At 71.5% G+C, this 23,996-nt stretch carries 23 protein-coding genes and 2 pseudogenes; 13 read left to right on the top strand and 12 right to left on the bottom strand.

The features are described 5' to 3' along the window. Positions 1-8: 8 nt before the first annotated feature. From ACZ7GZ_RS11470 to ACZ7GZ_RS11445, 6 genes are all read right to left on the bottom strand, one after another. Entirely contained in the window at positions 9-1,109 is a 1,101-nt protein-coding gene (locus ACZ7GZ_RS11470; RefSeq protein WP_471022986.1) for a calcium:cation antiporter, read from the bottom strand. A 171-nt stretch (positions 1,110-1,280) separates the two neighbouring features. Beyond that, positions 1,281-2,282: a TerC family protein gene (locus tag ACZ7GZ_RS11465; RefSeq protein WP_471022983.1), complete on the bottom strand. Its 1,002-nt coding sequence runs from the start codon at positions 2,280-2,282 to the stop codon at positions 1,281-1,283. A 222-nt stretch (positions 2,283-2,504) separates the two neighbouring features. After that, the gene (locus ACZ7GZ_RS11460; RefSeq protein ID WP_471022981.1) at positions 2,505-4,538 is read right to left on the bottom strand and encodes a TerD family protein; all 2,034 of its coding nucleotides are present in this window, start codon (positions 4,536-4,538) and stop codon (positions 2,505-2,507) included. Between the two features lie 55 nt (positions 4,539-4,593). Beyond that, a complete protein-coding gene (locus tag ACZ7GZ_RS11455) occupies positions 4,594-5,172 on the bottom strand; it encodes a TerD family protein (protein ID WP_471022980.1) in 579 nt (192 codons plus the stop codon). Between the two features lie 156 nt (positions 5,173-5,328). Beyond that, positions 5,329-7,476, bottom strand: a complete 2,148-nt coding sequence (uvrB, locus tag ACZ7GZ_RS11450) for an excinuclease ABC subunit UvrB (protein WP_471022977.1) — start codon at positions 7,474-7,476, stop codon at positions 5,329-5,331. A 40-nt stretch (positions 7,477-7,516) separates the two neighbouring features. Further along, entirely contained in the window at positions 7,517-8,383 is an 867-nt protein-coding gene (locus ACZ7GZ_RS11445) for an MHYT domain-containing protein (RefSeq protein ID WP_471022974.1), read from the bottom strand. A gap of 280 nt (positions 8,384-8,663) precedes the next feature. Here ACZ7GZ_RS11445 and ACZ7GZ_RS11440 point away from each other — a divergent pair, with 280 nt between their 5' ends. Both ACZ7GZ_RS11440 and ACZ7GZ_RS11435 read left to right on the top strand, forming a co-directional pair. Continuing rightward, positions 8,664-9,533 (top strand): glycerophosphodiester phosphodiesterase, encoded by an 870-nt coding sequence (locus ACZ7GZ_RS11440; protein ID WP_471022972.1) that lies wholly within the window; start codon positions 8,664-8,666, stop codon positions 9,531-9,533. A 41-nt stretch (positions 9,534-9,574) separates the two neighbouring features. After that, positions 9,575-10,129, top strand: coding sequence for a methylated-DNA--[protein]-cysteine S-methyltransferase (locus tag ACZ7GZ_RS11435; protein WP_471022970.1), 555 nt, complete (start codon positions 9,575-9,577; stop codon positions 10,127-10,129). Between the two features lie 9 nt (positions 10,130-10,138). On the opposite strand, the gene ACZ7GZ_RS11430 is transcribed toward ACZ7GZ_RS11435, so the two are convergent. Next, positions 10,139-10,570 carry a VOC family protein gene (locus ACZ7GZ_RS11430; protein WP_471022968.1) on the bottom strand — a complete coding sequence of 144 codons (432 nt, stop codon included), beginning with the start codon at positions 10,568-10,570 and terminating at the stop codon, positions 10,139-10,141. Positions 10,571-10,671: 101 nt separating this feature from the next. On the opposite strand from ACZ7GZ_RS11430, the gene ACZ7GZ_RS11425 reads away from it, so the two are divergent. Both ACZ7GZ_RS11425 and ACZ7GZ_RS11420 read left to right on the top strand, forming a co-directional pair. Then, the gene (locus ACZ7GZ_RS11425) at positions 10,672-11,580 is read left to right on the top strand and encodes a pseudouridine-5'-phosphate glycosidase (protein WP_471022967.1); all 909 of its coding nucleotides are present in this window, start codon (positions 10,672-10,674) and stop codon (positions 11,578-11,580) included. Continuing rightward, positions 11,565-12,494, top strand: a complete 930-nt coding sequence (locus ACZ7GZ_RS11420) for a carbohydrate kinase family protein (protein ID WP_471022965.1) — start codon at positions 11,565-11,567, stop codon at positions 12,492-12,494. Before ACZ7GZ_RS11425 ends, ACZ7GZ_RS11420 begins: the two co-directional genes overlap by 16 nt. A 536-nt stretch (positions 12,495-13,030) precedes the next feature. On the opposite strand, the gene ACZ7GZ_RS11415 is transcribed toward ACZ7GZ_RS11420, so the two are convergent. Next, the gene (locus ACZ7GZ_RS11415) at positions 13,031-13,825 is read right to left on the bottom strand and encodes a class I SAM-dependent methyltransferase (protein WP_471022962.1); all 795 of its coding nucleotides are present in this window, start codon (positions 13,823-13,825) and stop codon (positions 13,031-13,033) included. A gap of 178 nt (positions 13,826-14,003) precedes the next feature. Here ACZ7GZ_RS11415 and corA point away from each other — a divergent pair, with 178 nt between their 5' ends. Then, entirely contained in the window at positions 14,004-15,131 is a 1,128-nt protein-coding gene (corA, locus tag ACZ7GZ_RS11410; protein WP_471022960.1) for a magnesium/cobalt transporter CorA, read from the top strand. Between the two features lie 31 nt (positions 15,132-15,162). On the opposite strand, the gene ACZ7GZ_RS11405 is transcribed toward corA, so the two are convergent. Beyond that, positions 15,163-15,795, bottom strand: coding sequence for a nucleoside/nucleotide kinase family protein (locus tag ACZ7GZ_RS11405; protein WP_471022957.1), 633 nt, complete (start codon positions 15,793-15,795; stop codon positions 15,163-15,165). A 118-nt stretch (positions 15,796-15,913) separates the two neighbouring features. Between ACZ7GZ_RS11405 and ACZ7GZ_RS11400 the strand changes: the two are divergent. The 5 genes and pseudogenes from ACZ7GZ_RS11400 to ACZ7GZ_RS11380 all read left to right on the top strand — a co-directional run. Then, positions 15,914-15,994: pseudogene (locus tag ACZ7GZ_RS11400) on the top strand (hypothetical protein); the annotation flags it as partial. A 22-nt stretch (positions 15,995-16,016) separates the two neighbouring features. Further along, on the top strand, positions 16,017-16,436 hold the full coding sequence (locus ACZ7GZ_RS11395) for a hypothetical protein (protein WP_471023154.1): 420 nt from the start codon (positions 16,017-16,019) through the stop codon (positions 16,434-16,436). A 157-nt stretch (positions 16,437-16,593) separates the two neighbouring features. Next, positions 16,594-16,731, top strand: coding sequence for a hypothetical protein (locus ACZ7GZ_RS11390; protein WP_471022956.1), 138 nt, complete (start codon positions 16,594-16,596; stop codon positions 16,729-16,731). Between the two features lie 17 nt (positions 16,732-16,748). After that, positions 16,749-17,198 carry a DUF2293 domain-containing protein gene (locus tag ACZ7GZ_RS11385; RefSeq protein WP_471022955.1) on the top strand — a complete coding sequence of 150 codons (450 nt, stop codon included), beginning with the start codon at positions 16,749-16,751 and terminating at the stop codon, positions 17,196-17,198. A gap of 256 nt (positions 17,199-17,454) precedes the next feature. Further along, positions 17,455-18,942 (top strand): glutamate synthase subunit beta, encoded by a 1,488-nt coding sequence (locus ACZ7GZ_RS11380; protein ID WP_471022952.1) that lies wholly within the window; start codon positions 17,455-17,457, stop codon positions 18,940-18,942. Between the two features lie 86 nt (positions 18,943-19,028). Here ACZ7GZ_RS11380 and ACZ7GZ_RS11375 read toward each other — a convergent pair whose 3' ends face one another. Next, positions 19,029-19,547 carry a carboxymuconolactone decarboxylase family protein gene (locus ACZ7GZ_RS11375; RefSeq protein WP_471022950.1) on the bottom strand — a complete coding sequence of 173 codons (519 nt, stop codon included), beginning with the start codon at positions 19,545-19,547 and terminating at the stop codon, positions 19,029-19,031. Positions 19,548-19,593: 46 nt separating this feature from the next. Here ACZ7GZ_RS11375 and pdxR point away from each other — a divergent pair, with 46 nt between their 5' ends. Continuing rightward, positions 19,594-21,051, top strand: coding sequence for a MocR-like pyridoxine biosynthesis transcription factor PdxR (pdxR, locus tag ACZ7GZ_RS11370; RefSeq protein ID WP_471022948.1), 1,458 nt, complete (start codon positions 19,594-19,596; stop codon positions 21,049-21,051). A 106-nt stretch (positions 21,052-21,157) separates the two neighbouring features. Here the strand turns inward: pdxR and ACZ7GZ_RS11365 are convergent, their stop codons facing one another. Further along, positions 21,158-21,412 carry a DUF397 domain-containing protein gene (locus ACZ7GZ_RS11365; protein ID WP_023551555.1) on the bottom strand — a complete coding sequence of 85 codons (255 nt, stop codon included), beginning with the start codon at positions 21,410-21,412 and terminating at the stop codon, positions 21,158-21,160. After that, entirely contained in the window at positions 21,413-22,273 is an 861-nt protein-coding gene (locus tag ACZ7GZ_RS11360; RefSeq protein ID WP_471022945.1) for a helix-turn-helix domain-containing protein, read from the bottom strand. A gap of 250 nt (positions 22,274-22,523) precedes the next feature. On the opposite strand from ACZ7GZ_RS11360, the pseudogene ACZ7GZ_RS11355 reads away from it, so the two are divergent. Beyond that, positions 22,524-23,108 (top strand): annotated as a pseudogene (locus ACZ7GZ_RS11355) (ATP-binding protein); the annotation flags it as partial. A gap of 335 nt (positions 23,109-23,443) precedes the next feature. Further along, positions 23,444-23,827, top strand: a complete 384-nt coding sequence (locus ACZ7GZ_RS11350; protein ID WP_471023147.1) for a hypothetical protein — start codon at positions 23,444-23,446, stop codon at positions 23,825-23,827. Positions 23,828-23,996 lie beyond the last annotated feature (169 nt).

The raw sequence follows: 23,996 nt of genomic DNA, 5'->3' as shown, positions 1-23,996 counted from the left end.
CCGCTGCGCTATGGATTGATCGCCAGCTCCAGGTATGCCGCGAAGAGCACCAGGTGGACCCCTCCCTGCAGGGGCGTGGCCCGTCCCGGCACCACCGTCAGGGAGCTGACCACCACGGTCAGCGCGAGCAGCAGCATGTGTGTCGAGCCGAGGCCGAGGACGAGCGGTCCGGACAGCCAGACGGAGGCGAGGGCGACGGCCGGGATGGTCAGTCCGATGCTGGCCATGGCTGAGCCGAGAGCGAGGTTGAGGCTGGTCTGCACCCGGTCGCGGCGTGCGGAGCGCAGGGCTGCGATCGTCTCCGGCAACAGGACGAGCAGGGCGATGATCACACCGACGACGGCTTGGTGCAGGCCCGCCGCCGCCACGCCCGACTCGATGGTGGGCGACACACCCTTGGCCAGGCCGACCACGCCGACCAGGGCCAGGCCGAGCAGACCGAGGCCGATCCAGGCGGTGCGCGCGGAGGGGGGCTGGGCGTGGTCGTCGGCGGTGATGACCTCGCCCTGCCGGGTGATCGGCAGGAAGTAGTCGCGGTGGCGCACGGTCTGGGTGGCCACGAACAGGCCGTAAAGGATCAGTGAGGACAGCGCGGCGAAGGTCAGCTGCACCGTGGAGAACTCGGGTCCGGGCTTGCTGGTGGTGAAGGTCGGCAGCACCAGGCTGAGCGTGGCGAGCGTCGCCACGGTCGCCAGGGCGGCACCGGTCCCCTCGGGGTTGAAGACCGCCGTGCCGTGCCGCAGCGAGGCGACGAGCAAGCAGAGGCCGACGATGCCGTTGCAAGTGATCATCACGGCGGCGAAGACGGTGTCTCTGGCCAGGGTGGAACTCTTGTCGCCGCCGTCGGCCATGAGGGTGACGATCAGGGCCACCTCGATGATCGTGACGGCGATGGCGAGCACCAGGGACCCGAAGGGCTCGCCGACGCGGTGAGCGATGACCTCGGCGTGATGCACCGCGGCCAGGACGGCCCCGGCGAGCACCACGGTCACGAGGGCGACGACCGCGCCCGGCAGGTCACGGCCCCAGGTGAACACCAGGAGAACGACCGCGAGTACGGGCACGAGGATCGTCCATTGCCGGGTGAGCGACCGGAACCGAGTGATCATGCGGCGATGGTCGCAGACAGGTACTGGGTTCGCATTCCGCTCTTTTCGGATACTTCTCGTCCTTTCCGTCGTGCAGACCGGCATCGGGGGGGGGGGGGGGGGGGGGGGGGGGGGGTTTTTTCCCCCCCCCCCCCCCCCCCCCCCCCACGGCCACATCCGCCGCGGCCTCGGTCAGGCGTCGACGCTGTCCTTCGGAGCGCCTTCCCCGCCGGCGTGCGCCGCCTCGACGGCCGCCTGCTTCCTGGAGGCCATCAGGCTGGTGATGGTGGTGACGACCAGGACCGCGCAGATCACGCCGAGCGAGACCGGGATGCTGATCTCGGGGACGTGGACGCCGGACTCGTGCAGGGCGTGCAGCACCAGCTTGACGCCGATGAAGCCGAGGATGATCGACAGGCCGTAGGAGAGGTGGACCAGCTTCGTCAGCAGGCCGCCGATGAGGAAGTACAGCTGCCGCAGACCCATGAGGGCGAAGGCGTTGGCGGTGAAGACGATGTACGGGTCCTGGGTCAGGCCGAAGATCGCGGGGATGGAGTCCAGGGCGAACAGGACGTCCGTGGTGCCGATGGCCAGCATCACGACCAGCATCGGGGTCATGACCCGCTTGCCGTTCTGCTGGATCCACAGCTTGGTGCCGTGGTACCGGTCGGCCACGCCGAACTTGCGCTCCGCGGCCTTCAGCAGCTTGTTCTCCTCGTACTCCTCGTCCTCCTCGTCCGCGCGGGCCTCCTGGACGAGCTTCCAGGCGGTCCAGATCAGGAAGGCGCCGAAGAGAAAGAAAACCCAGGAGAAGCTGCCGATGATCGCGGCTCCCGCGGCGATGAAGACGGTCCGCAGGGCCAGGGCTATCAGCACGCCGACGAGCAGGACGCGCTGCTGGTACTGGGTGGGCACCGCGAACTTCGCCATGATCAGGACGAAGACGAAGAGGTTGTCGACACTCAGCGACTTCTCGGTGATGAACCCGGCGAAGAACTCGCCGGCCGGCTGTCCGCCGCCGAAGACGAGGAGACCGAGGCCGAAGAGGCCGGCCAGGGCGATCCAGACGACGGTCCAGATACCGGCTTCCTTGATCGACACCTCGTGCGGCTTGCGCCCGATGAAGAAATCGACCGCGATCAGGGCGGCGAGACCCACGACGGTCAGGACCCACAGGGTCATGGAGACTTCCACTGCACCTCCGGCATTACGTAACGGCAAACACGTCAGCGTCGTCGCTGCCGGAGGTCTCTTCCACCCGCGTCGGGCCGACGCCCCGGGACCGGAAACGGTCCGTACTGACGGGTGCGCCGCAGTCAGGGAGTACTCCCCTCCGTACGGAAACAGTACCCGAACCACCAAGGAAAGGTAAAGGGAAAGGCAAAATAAAGACCAAGTGACCTGGTCAACGGGGCTTTACCTGCGCTTGGTCAGAGTCCTGGCCACCTCGGCGAGGACCTGGTGCACGATCTGGCTGCCGGCCGGCACCAAAGAGGGTTCGTAGGTCCAGGCGTGCCCGACCCAGGGATCGGCGAGGTGGTCGTCGGGCAGGGGGGTGAGTCGCATCAGCGAACGCCACAGCGGATCGAGCAGAGGGCCGTAGGCCGCTGCGTCCTCGCGGTCCGCCACCAGCAGGAGGTGCACGCCGACGTCGGGCCCCTCGTCGGCGAGATAGCGCAGCCGGGTCACGGCCCGGTCGTCGAAACCGTGCGGGAAGTCATTGACGATGAGCAGCTGTCGTGCGGTGTCGACGTCGGCCGGCAGCGACTCGGGCGCGCCGCCGCGCAGGGCCATCTGCACCAGGTCGACCCGCCGGGTGAGCTTCTCCAGCACCTCGGTCACCCCGGGCGCCCCGGTCGCGGGAGGCGCGGCGAGCACGCCGGTCCGCCTGAGCGGAGCGAACGCCGCTGCCCCGGCGTCGGCCGGGTCGATGATCTGCACGGCGAAGTCCCCCGCCGGATGCACGGCGAGCAGCCTCGCCGCGACCGCCACGGCCGCCTCCATGGCCAGATGCCGCAGCTCGGCGGAGTCCGGGAAGCCGTCGGATGCGGACGCCGGCCCGCTGTCGACCCACAGGCCGCGCTCCAGCGGCAGCCTGACCAGCATGGGGATGCGCAGCGGCACGCTCTCGGGCAGATACAGGTCGCCCAGGCGCAGGGCCATCGGCGGCTCGGTGGGCATGCGGTAGCCGTGCCAGACGGGGTTGTCCCAGCCGGCGTATGCGGGCGGCAGCGCGGGCTCGACCACCTCGGACTCGGCGGTGAGCTGGGCGAGGTCGCGGTCGAGGACCGCGCGGGCCTGGTCCACCAACTGCGTCCGGCGGGCGTGGGCCACCTCACGCGCGGTCTCTCCCGCGGTGCCGAGCCGGCCGCGGGGGTCGGTGAGGGCCTGGTCGAGTTCCTTCTCCAGGCGGGAGTCGGCGAAGTCGACGGCGCTGCGGTACGCGGCGGTCGTGCGGGCCACGTCCTCGAACATGCCCCAGACCTGGTTGTACAGCCGCTCCTCCATCGACCAGCCCACGGCGTCACCCGCTACGGGCAGCGCGGGCCGGCCGTCGGTGTCCGCAGACGCCGGGGGCGGTGGGGCGTGATGGCGGCGGCGGCCGGGGTGCGTGTAGTCGACCCGGGCGCCGGTGTCGCGCGGGCCGGCGCCCGAGGCCTGGGCGTCGTACGGGTTCCGCACGTCGTACGAGGGTGCCGGCTCCGGCCGCTGCGCGGCGTACGGGGGCTCCGGCGCACGGGTGTCGTGCGGTGCGCCTGCCGACGTGTCGCGAGCCGCGGCAGTGGAGGCGTCGTGCGGGACGGTCGCGGAGGTGCCCTGCGGCGTGCGGGCCGAGGCGTCGCAGACCGAGGTGTCCTGCGGCGTCGGCGCGGCGGAGGGGTGCGGCAGTGGGCGGGACGGGCCGTGCGCCGCCGCCTCATGGACGGCGGCCGCGAGGTCGGCGGCCTCGCGCAGCCCCTGGTCGGCGAGGAGCGCCGTGAGCCCGGCAGCGTAGCCCTGACCCACCGCACGCACCTTCCAGGCGCCCTGTCTGCGGTACAGCTCCAGGGCGAGCACGGCCGTCTCGCTGTCCAGGCCGGTGAGGGTGAAGCAGGCGAGTTCGGTGCCGTCGAAGCCCTCGACGGCGGTGTGCGGGGCGGCGACGGCCCCGAACCGCGGGGGCACTGCCGCCCCTTCGGGCAGGGCGAGGAAGACGTCCACGCGATGCACGGCCTCGGGCAGGGCGCCCAGGTCGACGGCCAGCCGGTGCTCGGTTGCGGCCTGCCGGGACACCTCGATGCCGGGCAGAGCGGGGGAGCCGGGATGGGCCACCCACTGGATGCCGTGCACCGCGCCGTTCTCGTCGCCGAGGGTGACCCCGGCCAGGACCGGCGCCCCGGCCGAGATCCGGATGGTCAGCCGGATGTGGGACAGCGGGTGGTTCTGTCCCCGCACCAGCTCGGCCGTCATCGCCGTCGCCCCCTGTGTCGTTGTCTCGTGCGCCCTGCCGGTCGAACGGGCGGTCCTACAGATGCGGCAGGATCGCCGGCATCAGGTCCTGGAACGTGCGGCCGTTGGCCGGGGCGCCCAGGGCGGTCATCGTCCAGCCCGAGCCCGCGCGGTGCACCTTCGCCATGATCTGGGCGGTGTAGTCGCCGCCGCCGTCCAGGGTGTAGCGGGCGAGTTCCTGGCCGTTGGTCTCGTCGACGAGGCGGCAGAACGCGTTCTGCACCTCCTGGAAGGTCTGGCCCGTGAAGGAGTTCACGGTGAAGACGATCTGGTCGATGTGGACCGGGACGCGCTGCAGGTCCACGAGGATCGCCTCGTCGTCACCGCCTTGGCCGACACCGCCGACGAGGTTGTCGCCGGTGTGCCGGACGGAGCCGTCGTCGCTGACCAGGTGGCGGAAGAAGACGACGTCGACCGGCTGCTTCTCGGCGAAGAGGACGGCCGAGGCGTCCAGGTCGATCTCGCGGGTGCGGGAGCCGAACAGGCCGCGTCGCTTCGCCGCCTGCCAGCCCAGTCCCATTCGGACCGCGGTCAGGGTGGCCCCGTCCTTCTTCTCCAGGCTGATGGCCTGACCCTTGCTCAAGTTGACGGACACCGCTGAATCCCCTCTCGATGGTCCCCTGTTGCCGCGCAGTGCGCGGTTGTCCAGAACCCTACGCAGGGGCACCGACAGTGCCGCACCCCGGCCCGCGCTTTGTGTCGGTGTTGCAACACTTGGCGCATATGCCGAGGTCCGACAGGGTGGCGGGGCTCAGGCGAGGCCGGCCTCCCGCATCTGGCGCAGCTCCTTCTTCATCTCCGAGACCTCGTCGCGCAGCCGGGCCGCGATCTCGAACTGCAGCTCCGCGGCGGCGGCGCGCATGCGCTCGGTCATCTCCTCGATCTGCTCGGCGAGTTCGGCCGCCGGACGGTCCGTGGGCACCGTGGCCGCCGCCTTGCCCTTGGCGGCCTTGCCCGCCTTTGCGCCCTTGGCGGTCTTGTCTCCGAGCGACGGAACGGGTGCCTTGGCGGCCTTGCCGTCCTTGGACTTGCGGTAGCCGGAGCCGAGGAGCTGCTCGGTGTCGACCTCTTCACGGGCGATCTGCGCGACGATGTCGTTGATCTTCTTGCGCAGCGGCTGGGGGTCGATGCCGTTGGCCTTGTTGTAGGCGACCTGCTTCTCCCGGCGGCGGTTGGTCTCCTCGATGGCCTTCTCCATCGCCGGGGTGATCTTGTCGGCGTACATGTGGACCTGGCCGGAGACATTGCGCGCCGCGCGGCCGATGGTCTGGATCAGCGAGGTGCCCGAGCGCAGGAAGCCCTCCTTGTCGGCGTCCAGGATCGCCACCAGGGACACCTCGGGCAGATCGAGGCCCTCGCGGAGGAGGTTGATGCCGACCAGGACGTCGTACTCACCGGAGCGCAGTTCGCGCAGCAGTTCGACGCGGCGCAGGGTGTCGACGTCGCTGTGCAGATAGCGCACCTGGATGCCGAGCTCCAGGAAGTAGTCGGTGAGGTCCTCGGCCATCTTCTTGGTGAGGGTGGTGACGAGGACGCGCTCGTCCTTCTCGGTGCGCTTACGGATCTCGTGCACCAGGTCGTCGATCTGGCCCTCGGTGGGCTTCACCACGACTTCCGGGTCGACCAGGCCGGTCGGGCGGATGATCTGCTCCACGACGCCGTCCGAGCGGGACAGCTCGTAGGTGCCGGGGGTGGCCGACAGGTAGACGGTCTGGTCGATGCGCTCCTGGAACTCCTCCCACTTCAGAGGGCGGTTGTCCAGCGCGGAGGGCAGGCGGAAGCCGTGGTCCACGAGCGTGCGCTTACGGGAGGCATCGCCCTCGTACATGGCGCCGATCTGCGGGACGGTGACGTGCGACTCGTCGATGACGAGCAGGAAGTCGTCCGGGAAGTAGTCCAGCAGGGTGTTGGGCGGGGATCCGGGCAGGCGGCCGTCGAAGTGCATCGAGTAGTTCTCCACGCCGGAACAGCTGCCGATCTGGCGGAGCATCTCGATGTCGTACGTGGTGCGCATCCGAAGGCGCTGGGCCTCCAGGAGCTTGCCCTGCTTCTCCAGCTCGGCGAGGCGCTCCCCCAGCTCCTTCTCGATGTCGTTGATGGCCCTCTCCATGCGCTCGGGGCCGGCGACGTAGTGGGAGGCGGGGAAGACGTACAGCTGCTGGTCGTCGCTGATGATCTCGCCGGTGAGCGGGTGCAGCGTGGACAGCGCCTCGATCTCGTCACCGAACATCTCGATGCGGACGGCCAGCTCCTCGTAGACCGGGAAGATCTCGATGGTGTCGCCGCGGACCCGGAAGGTGCCGCGGCTGAAGGCCATGTCGTTGCGCGTGTACTGGATGTCGACGAAGCGGCGCAGCAGCTCGTCGCGGTCCATCTCGTCGCCGACCCTCAGGGGAACCATGCGGTCCACGTACTCCTGCGGAGTACCGAGGCCGTAGATGCAGGACACCGAGGCCACCACGACGACGTCGCGGCGGGTGAGCAGCGAGTTGGTCGCCGAGTGGCGCAGCCGCTCGACCTCCTCGTTGATCGAGGAGTCCTTCTCGATGTAGGTGTCCGACTGCGGGACGTAGGCCTCGGGCTGGTAGTAGTCGTAGTACGAGACGAAGTACTCGACCGCGTTGTTCGGCAGCAGCTCGCGGAACTCGTTGGCCAGCTGGGCGGCCAGCGTCTTGTTCGGCGCCATCACGAGCGTGGGGCGCTGGAGCTTTTCGATCATCCACGCCGTGGTGGCTGACTTGCCGGTGCCGGTCGCGCCCAGCAGGACGACGTCCTTCTCACCGGCCCCGATGCGCTTGGCCAGGTCGGCGATGGCCGTCGGCTGGTCGCCGCTGGGCTGGTAGGGGCTGACGACCTCGAAGGGCGCCACCGTGCGTTCGATGTGGGAAACGGGCCGCATGTCATCCACCGTACGACCCCGCACTGACAACAGGTCCGGATCAGCGATTCTGCGGGGTCCGGGAGACGTGGTGCGCGGTGCGGCGCTCCTCGTGAAGGGCGGCACGGCGGTCCGGGTGGAAGGCGACGGCGGTGGCCGGGACACCGGGTTTCTGCTCGATGGGCCTGGGCACGGGCCGGCCCATGACCATCAGCGGGTCGAAGATCACCACGACGCCCGCGAGGAGCAGGAAGGCGAGCGGGCCGATCAGCATCGGTGCGAGCACGGACGGCTCGGGCGCGCCTCCGGCGGCGTGGGTCGTGCCGTCGAGGTGGACCCCCAGGGCGGCCATGCCGGTGTAGTGCATGCCGCTGACCGCGAGCCCCATGACGAGGCTCGCGCCCACGCTCCACATGAAGCCCCGGACGCGTCCGGCGGCCCACAGGGCGGCGGTGGCGGCCACGACCGCTATGACCACGGAGGCGGCGACGGTGAACGTGTTGTAGGTGAAGCGCCCGTGGAAGCGCACGCCCGCCATGCCGAGGTAGTGCATCGAGGCCACACCCAGGCCGGTGATCGTGCCACCGGTGAACAGAGCGGTGCCGGTGGCGCCCCGGTAGCCGACGATGAAGATCCCGACCCCGACCATGACGACGGCGAGGCCGAGGCTCGCGTAGGTGATCGACTTGTCGTAGTGGATCGGCGTCTCCTTGATGGCGAATCCCATCATGGCGACGAAGTGCATGGTCCAGATGCCGGAGCCGATCGCGGCGGAGCCGAGGGCCAGCCAGGCGGGCCGCCAGGAGTGCGTGACCAGCAGGGACCGGGTGGTGCAGCGCAGGCCGAGGGCGCCACCGAGGCAGGCCATCAGATAGGCCACCAACGGGGTGACGGCCCCGTAGCTGAATCCGTCGACCGTGCCTTGCATCCGCGGCTGCCCTTCCGCCCTCTTGCGTCCCGGAATCCCCGACTTGTCCCCCCGGCCCAGGACCGCGCCGGCGGTCAGGGTTGTCGCAGAGAGTATGACCCCCACCGGAATGGTCGAACGATTTTCCGGCAAAGAAACACGGCCTTGCCTCAGTTGTGGGGTACCGGTGAGCGGACCTGGACATCTCCATTCGCTCTGTGGCCATCGTGCGCCCGCGTGCCGTTGACCGTCTGCTGTCACTCTGGTTGCTGTCGGAATTCACTCGACGCGAGGAGTCTGCATGCACGCGCGCGTACTTGCCGCCGCGGCCGCCGCCGTCCTGGGGACGGCGGCCCTGCCGAGCCCCACCTCCGACACCCGGGCCGGCGACGTCGGCGTGCCCACGGTGATCGCCCACCGGGGTGCCTCCGCCTATGCCCCCGAGAACACGCTGGCCTCGATCGACAAGGCCGCGCAGCTGGGCTTCTCCTGGGTCGAGAACGACGTTCAGCGCACCAAGGACGGCGAGCTGGTCGTCATCCACGACGACAGCCTGCAGCGCACCACGGACGTCGAGCAGGTCTTCCCCGACCGGGCCCCATGGAAGGTGAAGGACTTCACCGCCGCCGAGATCGCCCGGCTGGACGCGGGCAGCTGGTACTCCCAGGCGTACGCGGGCACGCGCGTGCCGACACTGAAGGAGTACATGTGCCGGATCGAACACAACCACGAGAAACTGCTCCTGGAGATCAAGAACCCGGAGCTGTACCCGGGCATCGAGCAGCAGACGCTGAAGCTTCTCGGCAACGAGGGCTGGCTGGACCACAAGCACCTCGGGCGGCTGATCGTGCAGAGCTTCAGCGGCGACAGCATCCGGACCGTGCACGAGCTGAGGCCCGCGGTCACCACGGCCTACCTCGGGTCGCCCACGACGGCGCAACTGCGCCAATACGCGCCCTACACGGATCTCATCAATCCCTCGTACGGGTCGCTCTCCCAGGCGTACGTCTCGGCCGTGCACGCCGTCGACGGACCGCATGACAAGCCGCTCGGGGTGTTCGCCTGGACGGTGAACGACGCGGCCACCGCGCGCAGGGTCGCGGACTACGGCGTCGACGGGATCATCAGCAACAAGCCCGACGTGGTGCGGGCGGCGCTGGGTTCGCACTGAGCGGGACGGGCGTTGTCAGTGGCGGGTCGTACCGTGGGCGCATGGACAGCGATGGGCAGGATGAGCAGCGGGTCGTGTGGGCCGTGGTGGGCACGGACATCGGTCCGCTGATGCTGGCGGCGACCCGTGACGGCCTGGTCAACGTGGTCTTCCATGCCACGGACGCGGTGCGCGACCGCGCCGTGGAGCGGCTGGCGGCCCGGCTGGGCCGCACTCCCGTGGAGGATCCGGACTCGCCGCTGCTGGCAGAGGCGATACGCCAGCTGCGGGCCTATTTCACGGGCGAGCGGCACGGCTTCGACCTGCCGCTGGACTGGTCGCTGATCTCCGGATTCAACCGGCAGGTGCTGCGCGAGCTGGCGTCCGGCGTGCCCTACGGCTCGGTGGTGGGGTACGGCGATCTCGCCGGGCGGGTCGGGCAGCCCGGCGGGGCGCAGGCGGTCGGCATGGCGATGGGTGCCAATCCGCTGCCGGTGGTCGTGCCGTGCCACCGGGTGGTGGAGAGCGACGGCGGCATCGGCGGCTTCGGGGGCGGCCTGGAGACCAAGCGCAAGCTGCTCGCCCTCGAGGGCGTGCTGCCCGAGCCGCTGTTCTGACCGGCCCGGCTAGTCGTCGTAGTGCCGGGCCTCGAAGACGTTGCCGTCGGGGTCCCGGAAGTAGAAGTTGCGCCGGGCCCTGCCACGGGCGCCGAAGGAGTCGCGGCCCATGTCGCTCATGGGTACGCCGTGCTCCTCCAGCCGGGCGCGGAGGGCGTCGAAGGCGTCGGCGGGCAGGGACAGGCAGATGTGGTTGACCGGATGGCCGGCGGCGTCGGCAGCGCCGGGCAGCATGTTCATGCCCTCGGCCGAGGTGAGCGGGACGAGGTCCAGGATGGTCTCCTCGTTGACGCGCACGGAGGGGAACGCCGTCTTTCCGTCGGCGTACTCGGCGACTCTCACGGGTTCCAGGCCGACGGCATCCTGGTAGAAGCCGGCCGCGGCGACCGGATCGGCCACCCACAGGACGACGTGGTCGAGACGCGTGCTGTTCTTCCTCATGCGGCCCAGGCTGGTGGCGTCCCCCACAGTCCGCAAGCGTTTAGCGACGGCCGGCACCCGCCAGAGATGGGGAAGGGACCGACGGACAGGAGGCGGTGCGCGTGGTGCTGATGGTGTCGCAAGAGGTCCGGGAAGCGATCGACGCACGGCGGCCGGTGGTGGCTCTGGAGTCCACGATCATCGCGCACGGCCTGCCCCGCCCGCGGAACCTGCAGGCGGCGCGGGAGCTGGAGGACGCGGTACGGCGGGAGGGCGCCGTACCGGCGACCATCGCCGTGCTCGACGGCCGCCCCCGTGTCGGCCTGGACAAGGAGCAACTGGAGCGGGTCGCGAACGAGGACGGCATCCGCAAGCTGGGCCACCGCGACGTTCCGCTCGCCGTGGCGGCGCGTGCGAGCGGTGCGACCACGGTGTCGGCCACGGCACAGCTGGCCGCGCTCGCGGGCATCCGGGTGTTCGCCACCGGCGGGCTGGGCGGTGTCCACCGGGAGTGGACGGTGACCCAGGACGAGTCGGCCGACCTGGGTCTGCTGGCCCGCACCCGGATCACGGTGGTCTGTGCGGGCGTGAAGTCGATCCTGGACGTGCCGGCGACCCTGCAGCGGCTGGAGACGCTGGGTGTGGCCGTCGCCGGGTACGGCACGGACCGGTTTCCCGGCTTCTATCTGTCGGACTCGGGGCATCCGGTCGACTGGACCCTGGGGACTCCGGAGCAGGTCGCGGACGTCATGCGGGCCCAGGACGCGCTCGACGCGCCGGGGTCGGCGCTGATCGTCGCCAACCCGGTCCCCGAGGCGGAGCAGCTCGATCCGGAACTGCACGCGCGCGTGCTCGCCGACGCGCTGCGCGCCTGCGCGGAGCAGGGGGTCACCGGGCAGGCGGTCACCCCGTTCCTGCTGGACTACCTGGTCCGGCACACCGACGGCGCCTCCCTGAGCGCCAATCTGGCGGCCGTACGCGGCAACGTACGGCTGGCGGCACGGATCGCCACGGCGTGGACCAGGGGGTGACCGCGGACGGGGCACTGCTGGTCGTCGGGGACGTGGTCACGGATGTGGTCGCCCGGCACCGCGGGCCGCTCGCGGCCGGCACCGACACGGCCGCCGCGATCCGTACGGTGCCGGGCGGCGCAGGCGCGAACGTGGCCTGCTGGGCCGCACACGCGGGCTGTGCGGACGTACGTCTGCTCGGGCGGGTGGGCGTGGATGCGGCCGCGTGGCACGAGCGCGAGCTGGTCGCGGCCGGAGTGCGGCCCCGGCTGGTGGTCGATCCGACAGCCCCGACCGGGACGGTGATCTGCCTCGTCGACACGGGCGCGGCGGCGGAGCGCACGTTCCTCACGGACAGCGGGGCGTCTTTGCGGCTCGAACCCGCCGACTGGTCGGACGCGTTGCTCGACGGCGTGGCCAGGCTGCACCTGTCCGGCTATCTGCTGTTCACGGAACCGAGCCGGGAGCTCGCGCGGACGGCGCTCATGGCGGCACGCGCGCGTGGTGTGCCGGTCAGCCTGGATCCGGCTTCGGCGGGCTTCCTGGTGCGGCTGGGCGTGGATCGCTTCCTGGCGTTCGCGGAGGGCCTGGACGTGTTGCTGCCCAGCCGGGACGAGGCGTGTCTGCTGACGGGGCTGCCGGATCCGGTGGACGCGGCGGCCAAGCTGAGCCGTCTCGTTCCGCTGGTGGTGGCCAAGGCGGGCGCGGCCGGCGCGCTGGTGGCCCGTTCCGGCCACGCACCGGCCAGGGTCGCGGCGACGCCGGCGGTTCCCCGGGACACCACGGGCGCGGGTGATGCCTTCACCGGCGCGTTCCTCGCCGCGCTGCTCGCGGGCGCGGATCCGGAGGAGGCGGCGGCCCGGGGCTGCCGGGCGGGCGCCGTGGCGGTGGAACGGGTGGGAGGCAGACCACCGCGTGCGGGGGACGACGGCTAGCCATGGAAAGCCACCGCGTGCGGGAAACGCCGGCTGGCCACGCCGGGGGCAAAACCGCCGCGTCCGGAAGCGACGGCTGACCACGGCTGGGAGGCGCAGCACCGCACCCGGGCAAAGGCTGGCCGCTCATGGCAGGCACAGCGCCAGGAGCGGCCGCTTGCCCGCGTCTGGACGGCAGACCGCCACGCCCCCGGAAGCGACCGCTGACCACACCTGCGAGGCACAGCGCCGCATCCGGAAGCCAGGCCGACCCCACACGGCCGGCACAACGCCAGGAGCGGCCGCTTGTCCGCGCCCGGACGGCAGACCGCCACGCTCGGGGAACGACGGCTGGCCAGGGGTAGGAGACGAACCACCGCGTGGGGGACACGGTGGCTGGCCATCTCTGAGAGGCAGATCACCGCGACCAGGAGCGGCGGATGGCCACCTGCCGGTGCCATGGGGACGCCGGCAGCCGTGGTGCGCCCCCGCGCGGCACCGCGGCGCGTGGGCAGAGCGGTCGGAGCCGCGCGGCCCGGGCTCTTGTGCGCGGTCGTCTAGGCCTTCGTCGCCCACGCCGAGATCATCGGTGCGGTGACCAGGTCCATGCCGCCGGCCTCGACGTTGGCCAGATGCTGGTCGATGTCCTCGTCGGTGGCGAGCCCCGCGGCGACGAGCCTGGCGCGGATCTGACGGACCGTCGCGGCCTCGAGGGCGGTGCAGGCAGGCGATGTCACCGGGAAGAACGCATCGGCCTCCACGCCGCACAGGCCGGCTTCGCGCAGGAGACGCGGGAGTTTGCGGCCGTACGACAGATCCGCGCCGCGTTCGGCGAGCAGCTTGCGGAAGCCCCGGCGCAGCCGGTTCGCCAGCTTCTGCTCGGGGCCGTACTCGTCGGGGCAGGTCAAAGGCTGGAGAGCGGGGTCTGCGTCCTCGAGCAGCAGCCGTCCGCCGGGCCGCAGGGCCTGGATCATGGACCGCAACGCCCTTTCCCGGTCCGGGACATGGACGAGGACGAGCCGGGCGTGGACCAGGTCGAAGCCCTCGCCCGGAGGTTCCTCCGCACCGACGTCGTGGACGCGCACCTCCACCGGCGGACGGGCAGCGGCGGCGAGCCGCGAGGTGTCGATGTCGGTCGCCACGACCTTGCCGGTGGGCCCCGCCTTCTCGGCGAGCCAGGACACCACTGAGGTACCGCCGGCCCCGACTTCCCAGCAGCGCCAGCCGGGTCCGATGCCGAACGCCTCGATGTGCCGGAACGTCGTGGGATCGAAGAGGGTGGCGAATGCGTCGAAGCGCCGTGCCGCTTCGTTCTGCCGGTTGTCCAGGAGGTACCCGTCGGATGGCGTCATGCCACGATCATCCCCGTCACCTGGCCTGTCCGGGACGGCCGGCGCTTCGTCCACCGGCGGGAACCAAGCGGAACGCTCCATTCCCACAGGCTTGCCCGCGCTTTGCCCTCGGCTGGCAGACTTGCCCGGGCAAGGCGCGCAAGCGTTGCGTGAGGGAGATCCAAGCGAGGAGATCCAGATGTCCATGGCGGGGAATCTGCGGAAGGTCACGGAGCTGGGCAGGGTCGGCGGCCTGCGCAAGATGGCGCGACTGGCCCGGCGGCGCCCGCGCGTGGACCTGAGTCATCCCGCCAGGTCGCCACTGGGCTCGTCGGTGGTCAACTGCGTGACGTACCAGGACGGCGTGCGCGTGCCGCAGTGCACGGACCTGGTGGATGCCGTGCGGATGGTACGCAAGACCGGCGAGGGGTTTGTCTGGCTCGGGCTCCACGAGCCTACGGACCGTGAGTTCGCCGGCATCGCCGAGTTGTTCGACCTGCACCCGCTGGCGGTGGAGGACGCGGTCGAGGCTCATCAGCGCCCGAAGCTGGAACACTACGGGGACACGCTCTTCGCAGTGTTCAAGACCGTCTGCTACGTGGAGCACGAACAGCTGACGGCGACCAGCGAAGTGGTGGACACCGGAGAGATCATGGTGTTCGTCGGTGAGGACTTCGTCATCACGGTGCGGCACGGCCGGCACGGCTCACTGGGGCCGCTGCGCGAGGAGCTGGAGGCGCATCCGCATCAGCTCGCCAAGGGCCCGGCGGCGGTGCTGCACGCGATCGCCGACCATGTCGTCGACGACTACCTGAACGTCACCGACGCGGTACAGGCCGACATCGACCAGGTCGAGACGGAGGTGTTCTCGGAGAACGGCGCTCGCCTCGACCCCGGTCGCATCTACCAGATGAAGCGTGAACTGCTGGAGTTGAAGCGGGCGGTGGTGCCGCTGGGCCGTCCCGTGGAGGATCTGGCCACCCGGCCCATACGGGTCGTCGCCCCGGAGATACAGGCCTACTTCCGGGATGTGCTCGACCATCTGATCCGGGCCAAGGAACAGATCGCCGCGTTCGACGAACTGCTCAACTCGATTCTGCAGGCCCACCTGGCGCAGGTGACCGTCGCGCAGAACGAGGACATGCGGAAGATCACGGCCTGGGCCGCGGTGATCGCCGTGCCGACGATGGTGTGCGGGGTGTACGGCATGAATTTCGACCACATGCCGGAGCTTCACTGGCGGTTCGGCTATCCGCTGGTCATGTCCGTCATGGCAGGGGCGTGTCTGGTGCTGTACCGGGGTTTCCGGCGCAACGGCTGGCTCTGAGCCGCGGGAGCCTGCGGCCCGGACGTACCGATCAGCCGCTCCAGGCGGGGTGGCGTGGGTCGTCGGCGCGTACCAGGACGTCCGCCGTGCCGGCGGGGTCGGTCTCGGACTCGTAGCGCTCGAAGGCGGGGAGCGTCCAGTGGTCGGCCTCGGGGGTGCGGCGGCGCAGTGCACCCGGCGAGAGGAACACGTGCACGGTCAGGTCGAACGGGAACCAGTGACGCAGCAGCAGGGGGCCGTGGAGCAGCAGGATTGCGCCGGGCGGGAGTTGGACATAGGGGCTGCGGGTGGCCCGGTCGGTGGCCGGATCCCACAGGTCGGGCAGGACGCGCCCGGTGCCTCCGGGGTCCAGCGGGCCGAAGACCTCGCGCCACAGGGCGCCGGTGTCGAACCATCCCCCGTAGTACGACTCCGCGTCCCGCCGCCCGTGTTCCAGGCGCAGCGAGGCGGGCCGCAGGAAGCCCTCGGCGCCGACCACCAGCGAGGGCCGGCCGCGCACCCGCAGCGCCTCCCCGACCCGCTCGGCCAGGTCGCCGGGCCGGGCGGCCGGGGCCCCGTCGAAGCCGACGCGCGGCCAGGCGCTTCCGTCGGTCGGCTCGAGGCCGGCCAGCCGGTCGGCCAGCAGCTCGGCGAGCCGGTCCCAGGTGATCGCTTCCAGTCGCACGGGGTCAATGATGCCGGGTGGCCGGGAGGTGGTGCGGTGCCGGTGCTGCCGGCCGGACATGGAGGTGGGATGAGCGGGATTGCGGTCTTCGGCGCCGGAGGCCGGGCCGGGCCAGGCGGTGACACACGAGGCGCTTGCGCGCGGGTACTCGGTGATCGCCGTGGTGCGGGATCCGGCGCGGCATCCGGATCCCGGTGGAGAGGGCGTCACCGTGGTACGAGGTGACATCACGGACACCTCGTCCGTCGCCGCAGCCGTCGTCCCTCGCCGCAGCCGTCGTCCCTCGCCGCAGCCGTCGCCGCAGCCGTCGTCCGCCGCAGCCGTCGTCCGTCGCCGCGGTCGCCGCCGGGCAGGCCGGTGACGTACACGCCTTCGCGCCGTTCAGCGGGCCTGAGCAGGGGTGCGACACACTCGATCCCGGGTTCTTCGTGAAGGCGGCCGACGCGCTGTTCGACGGGCTCGCCGGGGCCGGGGTGGGCCGGCTCGTCGCGGTGGGACGTTTTGCGAACCTGGTCGGGGCGGACGGGCGGCCGGTGATGGACGACCCGGTGGTGTTCTTGCCGGAGATCCGCCCTTTCGCGCGGGCGCCGCGGGGCTGGAACGGCTGCGGGAACACGCGGACGGACCCGTCGACCGGGTGATGCTCACGCCCGCCGGGTTCCGGAGCGTGGCGGGCCGCGGACGGGGCGGTATCGCGCCGGCGGGGAGCGGCTGCCCGGGATCAAGGGTGAGGAGGAGGGCGAGCACGGTGGTGACGAGCACGGTGGTGAGACGTGGTGGTCATACACCGACCTGGCGGTGGCGACGGCGGACGAGATCCAGACGCCGTTGCGGCACCGCACGCGGGTGCCGGTGTTCAACGTCCGGAACGGCGAGAAGGGCGGCATGCGGAAGGAGCAGAAGGTGCAGGGAGGGCATGGGACGCGCGGGCGGTGACGGGGAAAGTATCGGGTATGGCGCTTCCCTCAACTCCCCGTTCCACCGGTCGGCTTGTCGTCATCCAGGCGCTGAAGCCGAAGCGGTGTGCCGCTTGCCGGCGTGGACCGCTGTCGCTGCTCGTGCTGGAGGACGGGGCACCGCGCTGCCTGCACTGCGCGGACCTCGGGCACCTGGTGTTCCTGCCGCGCGGGGACACCGCGCTGACCCGCAGGTCGAGGGAGGAGAGCGGGCTGTCGGTCGTGGTGGTGCGGTTCAACCGGCGCAAGAGCCGTTACGAGCGGCAGGGCGTGCTTGTGGAGGAGGCGGTGATCTCGGCGGTGGTGGCGGCGGTACGGCATGTGGACACTCCGTACGACCAGCTGCTGATGCGCGGTGTGTGTCGGTACGAGGCACGGCGCAGGATCGCCCCGGCCGTGGACAGCGTGCTGCGGGCCTGGCAGGACGCCGGGGCGGACGTGGGCTGAGGGCCGGGCAGGGTGGGCTGAGCACAGGGCGACGAAAGCGAGGCGGGAAAGAGGACGGGAAGGAGAGTGGCCCGGGGACGAGGACCTCGCGACAGAAAGCGCTGTCCGTCGCTCTGCGCGCTGGTCGGTGCGGACGTATCGTGGCCGGAAGAGTGCCGTCAGAGCGCCCAAAGGGTGCTGAAGGACGCCGTCCGACGGCGTACGGCCCGTCGTACACCCGGTGCCCGCGCGGTACCCGTACGCGAGGAAGACGACCATGGCCGATCCCAAGGGGTTCATGACCACGCCGCGCCAGGAGTGGCCGCGGCGGCCCGTCGAGGAGCGGGTGCGGGACTGGGACGAGGTCTACGTCCCCGGAGCGCTGCTGCCCATCATCAGCAAGCAGGCCGACCGGTGCATGGACTGCGGGATCCCCTTCTGCCACGAGGCCTGCCCGCTGGGCAACCTGATCCCGGAGTGGAACGACCTGGTCTCGCGGGAGGACTGGCGCGCGGCGAGCGACCGCCTGCACGCGACGAACAACTTCCCCGAGTTCACCGGCCGGTTGTGTCCGGCGCCCTGTGAGGCGGGATGCGTGCTGGCGATCAACCAGCCGGCCGTCACGATCAAGAACGTCGAGTGCGCGATCGCCGACCGGGCCTGGGCGGAGGGGTTCGTCCCGGCGCGGCCTCCCGAGCGGCTGTCCGGGAGGACGGTCGCCGTCATCGGCTCCGGACCCACTGGGCTCGCCGCGGCACAGCAGCTGACCCGGGCCGGGCACACGGTCGCCGTGTACGAGAAGGACGACCGGATAGGCGGCCTGATGCGGTACGGCATCCCCGAGTTCAAGATGGAGAAGCGGCACCTGGAGCGGCGGGTCGAGCAGATGCGGGCCGAGGGGACCAAGTTCCGTACGTCGACGACGGTCGGGCGCGATGTCGGGGCGGCGGAGCTGCGCGGACGGTACGACGCCGTGGTCGTCGCCACGGGGGCGACCGCGTGGCGGGAACTTGCGGTGCCGGGTCGGGAGTTGGCCGGGATACACCAGGCGATGGAGTATCTGCCCCTGGCGAACCGGGTGTGTGAGGGGGATCTGCAGGTTTCACCGCTGTCCGCGGCCGGCAAGCACGTGGTGATCGTCGGCGGTGGGGACACCGGCGCGGACTGTCTGGGGACCGCGGTGCGCGAGGGGGCCGCGTCCGTGACCCAGCTGGACATCTACGCGCAGCCGGGCGCCGAGCGCGACGAGGACGTCGAGCCGTGGCCGACGTATCCGAAGATCTACCGGCTGTCCGCCGCGCACGAAGAGGCCCGGGACCTGCGGACGGCACCGGCGGCGGACGCGGACGCGCGGCTGTTCGCGGCGTCCACGCTCCGCTTCACCGGGGACGACAGCGGGCGGGTGCGGTCGCTGCACCTGGTGGAGGTCGACGAGCTGCGGCGCCCGGTGCCGGGCACCGGGCAGACGCTCCCCGCCGATCTCGTGCTGCTCGCCCTCGGGTTCACCGGGCCGGATCAGGGGGACGGGCTGATCGGGCAGTTGGGGCTGGGACTCGCCCCGCGCGGCACGATCGCGCGGGACGACGGCTTCGCGACCAACGTCCCCGGCGTGTTCGCCGCCGGGGACGCGGGCCGCGGACAGTCGCTCATCGTGTGGGCGATCGCGGAGGGGCGGGCGGTGGCGGCGGCCGTCGACCGCTATCTGACGGGCAGCTCCCGGTTGCCCGCGCCGGTCTCTCCGAGGGATCGCCCGATGAGGGTGTAGACGAGGACGTGGATGAGGGTCCGGCCGCGGCCGAGACCGTTTCCGTGCGGCCGTTACCGTCCTGGTCGGCCCTGCGGCCGCCCTGGTCAGCCGTTCCTCTCGTCCGTCCCCGCCACCTTGCCCGTCGACAGGGCCACCCGGTTCCACGTGTTGATCGTGCAGATCAGGGCCAGGACATGGGCCAGTTCCTCCTCCTCGAAACGGGCGGCGGCCTCGGCGTGGACGGCGTCGGGGACGCCCGCGTCGGCGACGAGGGTCAGGGCCTCCGTGAGCGCGAGGGCGGCCTGCTCCTTCGGGGTGAAGAAGTGCCGGGCCTCGCGCCAGACGGCGATCATGTGCAGCCGGTCCTCGCTCTCGCCGGCCTTGCGGGCGTCGTTGGTGTGCATGTGAAGGCAGTAGGCGCAGTGGTTCAGGTGCGAGGCGCGGATCTGGATCAGCTCGACCAGCGCCGGGTCCAGGCCCGCGCGGGCGGCTGCGTCGAAGCCGATGAGGGCGCGGAAGACCTTCGGAGCGGACTTCGCGAAATCCAGTCGGATGCGGCCGGTGTCGGCCTCGGCGATCGCGGGGGTGAAGTCGGCTGCGGTGGCGGTCGTGTTCGTCGTCATGGCTTCAACCTACGAACCCGAGAGACCGGTTGTAGGGTGCATTTCCGTGACGGGATCATGGGTCAATTCCGCGGAGCGGATCGGCGCCGACCTGCTTCTGGAGCTGTCGGGTCCGGGCGGGCGGCGGGCGGCGCTGACCCGGGCGCTGCGGGAAGCCGTGCGCAGCGGGCGGCTGGCGGCCGGCACCCGCCTGCCGCCGTACCGGTCGCTCGCCGCCGATCTGGGCGTGGCCCGCAACACGGTGGCGGACGCCTACGCGGAACTGGTCGCGGAGGGCTGGCTGACCGCCCGCCAGGGCTCGGGCACCCGGGTCGCCGACCGGGCGGAACCGCTGCGGCACGCCGTACGGACGCCCGTGAAGGCACCTCCACGCGCGCGTGGCCCGCGGCACGATCTGCGGCAGGGCACGCCGGACGCCTCGGCCTTTCCGCGGGCCGCCTGGTCCGCCTGCTACCGGCGAGCGCTGCGGGCGGCGCCGAGCGAGGCGTTCGGGCCGGGAGACCCGGCCGGGCGCCGGGAGTTGCGGGAGGCACTGACCGCATATCTGGCACGCGCGCGGGGGGTGCGGACCGAGCCGGACCGGATCGTCATCTGCTCCGGCTTCGCGCACGCGCTGCGGCTGCTGTTCGGCCAGGGGGCGGGCGGGGTGCTGCGCGGCCCGCTCGGCGTGGAGGCGTACGGGCTGGAGTTCCACCGGGGACTGCTCACCACGGCCGGGGTGCGGACGGTGCCGCTCCCGCTGGACGAGCACGGCGCACGCGTGGACGTACTCGCGCGGGAGCGGGCCGTGCTGCTCACTCCGGCGCACCAGTTCCCGACCGGCGGCCCGCTGCACCCCGAGCGCCGGGCGGCCGTGATCGACTGGGCACGCGCGCGTGGGGCGGTCGTACTGGAGGACGACTACGACGGCGAGTTCCGGTACGACCGCAAGCCCGTCGGCGCGCTCCAGGGGCTCGATCCGGAGCGCGTGATCCACCTCGGGTCGGTCAGCAAGAGCCTGTCACCGGCGCTGCGGCTGGGCTGGATGGTCCTGCCGGAGCGGTATGCGGGGCCCGTGCTCGCGGCCAAGGGCGAGCGGGAGGGCTGGGCCAGCGTCCTGGACCAGCTGGCGCTGGCGGAGTTCATCGCCTCCGGGGCGTACGACCGTCATGTGCGGCGCATGCGGCAGTGCTACCGGCGCCGGCGTGACCGGCTCGTCGCCGCGCTCGCCGCGCACGCGCCGCACGTCGGGGTGACGGGCATCGCGGCCGGGCTGCACGCGGTACTGCGGCTGCCGCCGGGCACCGAGCGGTCCACGCTGAAGGCCGCCGCGTGGCAGGGCGTCGCCGTGGACGGACTGGCCGCGTTCCGGCATCCGGAGGCCGAGGCGACGTTGGGTGACGGGCTGGTGGTGGGGTACGCGACCGCCGCCGAGCACGCCTTCGGCGCAGCATTGGGGGCGCTGTGCGGGGTGCTGCCTCCCGGGCCACCCGAGCCTCCCCGGCTTCCCGGGCCTCCCGGATGAGGACCGGTGGTTCGGAGACGGGCTCGTCAGCGGTGACGTAACTGCCGTACGCCCTGCTGGACCGGCCACCGCGTGGCGCACTGCATGAACGCGCGCATGAACCGGATCAGGACAGCAGGAAGTCGGCCTCTCCCGCCTTGGCGCCCTCGATGAACGCGGTCATCTCGTCCGCGGTGTAGATCAGCGCCGGGCCGTCCGGGTCGGTGGACTGGCGTACGGCGATCCGGCCGTCGGCCAGCTTCATCGCCTCCAGGCAGTTCCCGCCGTTGCCGCCGCTCCAGGGCTTGTGCCAGCCCTCGCTGCCCAGCTCCCGCGCGGGCATGCCGTTGTAGACGTGTCCGCGCGGCTCTATGCGATCCATTCACAGCTCCTTGCGGAGGTCCCGGAGGATCTCCTTCGTGCGTTGTGCCGTAGCGGCCTGCGCCGCCATGCGGTCCATGACCTCGAGATGGGTCGCCACCTCGGCGCGCGCGTCCAGGTAGACGGCGCCCGTCAGGTACTCGCTGTAGACCATGTCCGGCAGCTCCGGAACGGCGAATCGGAACAGCACGAAGGGCCCGTACGTCCCCGGGTGCGGTCCGCTCGCGAACGGGGCGACCTGGAGCGTCACATGGGGCAGCTTTGTGGCCTCGAGCAACTTGTCGATCTGCGTGCGCATCACCTCCGGACCGCCGACCGGACGGCGCAGGGCGGTCTCGTCCATCACCGCCCAGAAGCGCGGGGCGTCGCTACGGGTGAGCAATTGCTGGCGTTGCATGCGCAGGGCGACGTGCCGCTCGGTGTCGTCCGGGCTCGTCTGGCCGATGGCACCGGACTTGAGCACAGCGCGCGCATAGTCCTCGGTCTGCAGCAGGCCGGGGACGAAGTGCGGCTCGTAGGAGCGGATGAGGCTCGCCGCGCCCTCCAGGCTGACATGCATCGAGAACCAGCCGGGCAGGATGTCGTGGAAGCGCTGCCACCAGCCGGGCCTGTTCGCCTCCTCGGCCACCTGGACGAAGAGTTCGGCCTCGTCGTCGGGTACGCCGTAGGCCCTGAGCAGGAGTTGCAGGTACGGGATCTTGAGGGCGACCTCGGCCATCTCCATGCGGCGGACGGTGGCGGGTGCGACGCGCAGGACGCGGGCGGCGTCCTCGCGTTTCAGTCCGGCGCGTTCCCGCAGGTCCAGCAGGCGCCGACCGAGGACCACCTGACCCACCGTCGGCGCGGACCGCGGTTCGCTCACGCTCCCACCTCCATCGAAAGCTCCACCGAAAGCCCCGTCGACCGTTCCACCGACAGCTCCACCGAATGTTTCCCGACAGCCCTGCGGCGCCATTCGAAGGTGCATTCGAAGACCGGCCGGATCTCCGATGACCCCAATTGGCGCCGCGCGACGTGCTGTTGCGAGCAGTGTGCCACGGCCTCCGACCGCGCCATACAGCACTCTGCAATTTTCAGAGTGACACTTGCCAAGTGTTCACGGCGGGGAGATAGTGGCAAGCGTGATTCCGTCCGCGCCCTTAGGAACAGACGCCGCAGACCGTCCCGGTCTCGGTGCCGCCACGGCAGCCCCCCAACGGGGCACGGCCGAGCGCCGGTTCCGTTTCGAGCTGGCCGCACATCCGGGTTCCGTCGCCCAGGCGAGGCGCCTGGCGCATGCCCGGCTGACCGGCTGGTCGGTGTGCGCGGACACCTGCGACAGCGCGGCCCTGGTCGTATCGGAGCTGGTCACGAACGCGATCGTGCACACCGCGAGCAGTCGCGTCGTGTGCGAGCTGCAGGACCACGACGACACCGTGCGCATAGCCGTACGCGACGAGGGCTGCACCCCCGGCGAACCCCGCCCGTCCCCACAGCGGCCCGACGAGGAGCACGGGAGGGGATTGCTTCTCGTCGACGCGCTGTGCCGGGCCTGGGGCGCCCAGGAACACGGGCCCGGACTGCTGGTCTGGGCCGAGCTGTCCCGGCAGGCCGACGCGGCCCATGACATCGCCGAGCCGCGCGACGACCTCGGCTGGGGCGCCCGCCCCAAGCCCGGCCGCCCGGACGACCCCGACGAGGACGAGCCCCCGGAGGGCCGGCACCGCTCTCCCGGGCAGCCCCCGCATCGGGTACCGGGGCATCAGCCCCGCAACGGGGTACCGGAGCATCAGCCCCGCCCCGAGGTCCCGGGGCAACACCACCGCCACGAGGTCCCCGAACAACACCGCCACGCTGCTCCGGAGCCCCACCGGCACCGGGCCCTGGACCGGCCCCCGCACCAGCCTCTGCACCGGGCCCCTGAGCAGCGCCGCGCCGGTGAGCGCCCGTGACCGGCGGCTACGACGCCGACCGCGGGGCCAGCGCCGGCTCGGCCCGGAACAGCCCCGCCGACTTCGCACGGCGCACCCCCACGAGCCTCGGTCTCGACACCCTGGTGCGGTTGGAGCGCCGCCGGTCCGCGCCGGACGCGCCGCGCCGGCTCACGGTGCCGGACGGTATGAGCGCACCGCTCGGCTGCGACGCCGTGGCCGTACCCGACCGTCTCGGCCCGCTGGTCGTACCCCGGCTGCCGCGGCTGGGCTGTGTGTACGCCGACGGTGCCCGTTGGTGGTGGATCGTCCCGTCGGACTCCGACTACGCCCTGCCCTGGCCGTTCCCGGCCCACTACGCCCCCGGCGCCCTGGTCACCGGCACCGCCCGGCTCATCCACCGGCCGGAGGGAACGGTTCCGTACACCCCGCCGATCCCGCTGTACCTGGCCCTGTGCCGGGTGACGGGGACGGCCCCGGACTGGTCTCGGGCCGTCTCGGCGTAGCGCTGCGCCGGCCTTGGCCGAGGCGCCCACGGGTGCCGGGTGCCGAGGCGCCCACTCAGGTGCCGGGTGCCGAGGCGCCCACTCAGGTGCCGGGTTCTGTTGCTGGGCGCCTGCGGCTTGTCTGTAGTTGCTCGCGCGGTTCCCCGCGCCCCTTGGGCCGGCTGCCCAC

Source organism: Streptomyces sp. NPDC037288 (assembly GCF_055603265.1).
This window is presented reverse-complemented; position numbering and strand designations above follow the sequence as displayed.

What these genes read in the sequence shown, in the direction of transcription:
- ACZ7GZ_RS11435 (WP_471022970.1), top strand. Translation starts at nt 9,575, where the DNA reads ATGGACAGCGATGGGCAGGATGAGCAGCGGGTCGTGTGGGCCGTGGTG.
- ACZ7GZ_RS11415 (WP_471022962.1), bottom strand. Translation starts at nt 13,825, where the DNA reads ATGACGCCATCCGACGGGTACCTCCTGGACAACCGGCAGAACGAAGCG.
- ACZ7GZ_RS11430 (WP_471022968.1), bottom strand. Translation starts at nt 10,570, where the DNA reads ATGAGGAAGAACAGCACGCGTCTCGACCACGTCGTCCTGTGGGTGGCC.
- ACZ7GZ_RS11385 (WP_471022955.1), top strand. Translation starts at nt 16,749, where the DNA reads ATGGCGCTTCCCTCAACTCCCCGTTCCACCGGTCGGCTTGTCGTCATC.
- ACZ7GZ_RS11460 (WP_471022981.1), bottom strand. Translation starts at nt 4,538, where the DNA reads ATGACGGCCGAGCTGGTGCGGGGACAGAACCACCCGCTGTCCCACATC.
- corA (WP_471022960.1), top strand. Translation starts at nt 14,004, where the DNA reads ATGTCCATGGCGGGGAATCTGCGGAAGGTCACGGAGCTGGGCAGGGTC.
- ACZ7GZ_RS11445 (WP_471022974.1), bottom strand. Translation starts at nt 8,383, where the DNA reads ATGCAAGGCACGGTCGACGGATTCAGCTACGGGGCCGTCACCCCGTTG.
- ACZ7GZ_RS11375 (WP_471022950.1), bottom strand. Translation starts at nt 19,547, where the DNA reads ATGACGACGAACACGACCGCCACCGCAGCCGACTTCACCCCCGCGATC.
- ACZ7GZ_RS11470 (WP_471022986.1), bottom strand. Translation starts at nt 1,109, where the DNA reads ATGATCACTCGGTTCCGGTCGCTCACCCGGCAATGGACGATCCTCGTG.
- ACZ7GZ_RS11440 (WP_471022972.1), top strand. Translation starts at nt 8,664, where the DNA reads ATGCACGCGCGCGTACTTGCCGCCGCGGCCGCCGCCGTCCTGGGGACG.
- ACZ7GZ_RS11380 (WP_471022952.1), top strand. Translation starts at nt 17,455, where the DNA reads ATGGCCGATCCCAAGGGGTTCATGACCACGCCGCGCCAGGAGTGGCCG.
- uvrB (WP_471022977.1), bottom strand. Translation starts at nt 7,476, where the DNA reads ATGCGGCCCGTTTCCCACATCGAACGCACGGTGGCGCCCTTCGAGGTC.
- ACZ7GZ_RS11365 (WP_023551555.1), bottom strand. Translation starts at nt 21,412, where the DNA reads ATGGATCGCATAGAGCCGCGCGGACACGTCTACAACGGCATGCCCGCG.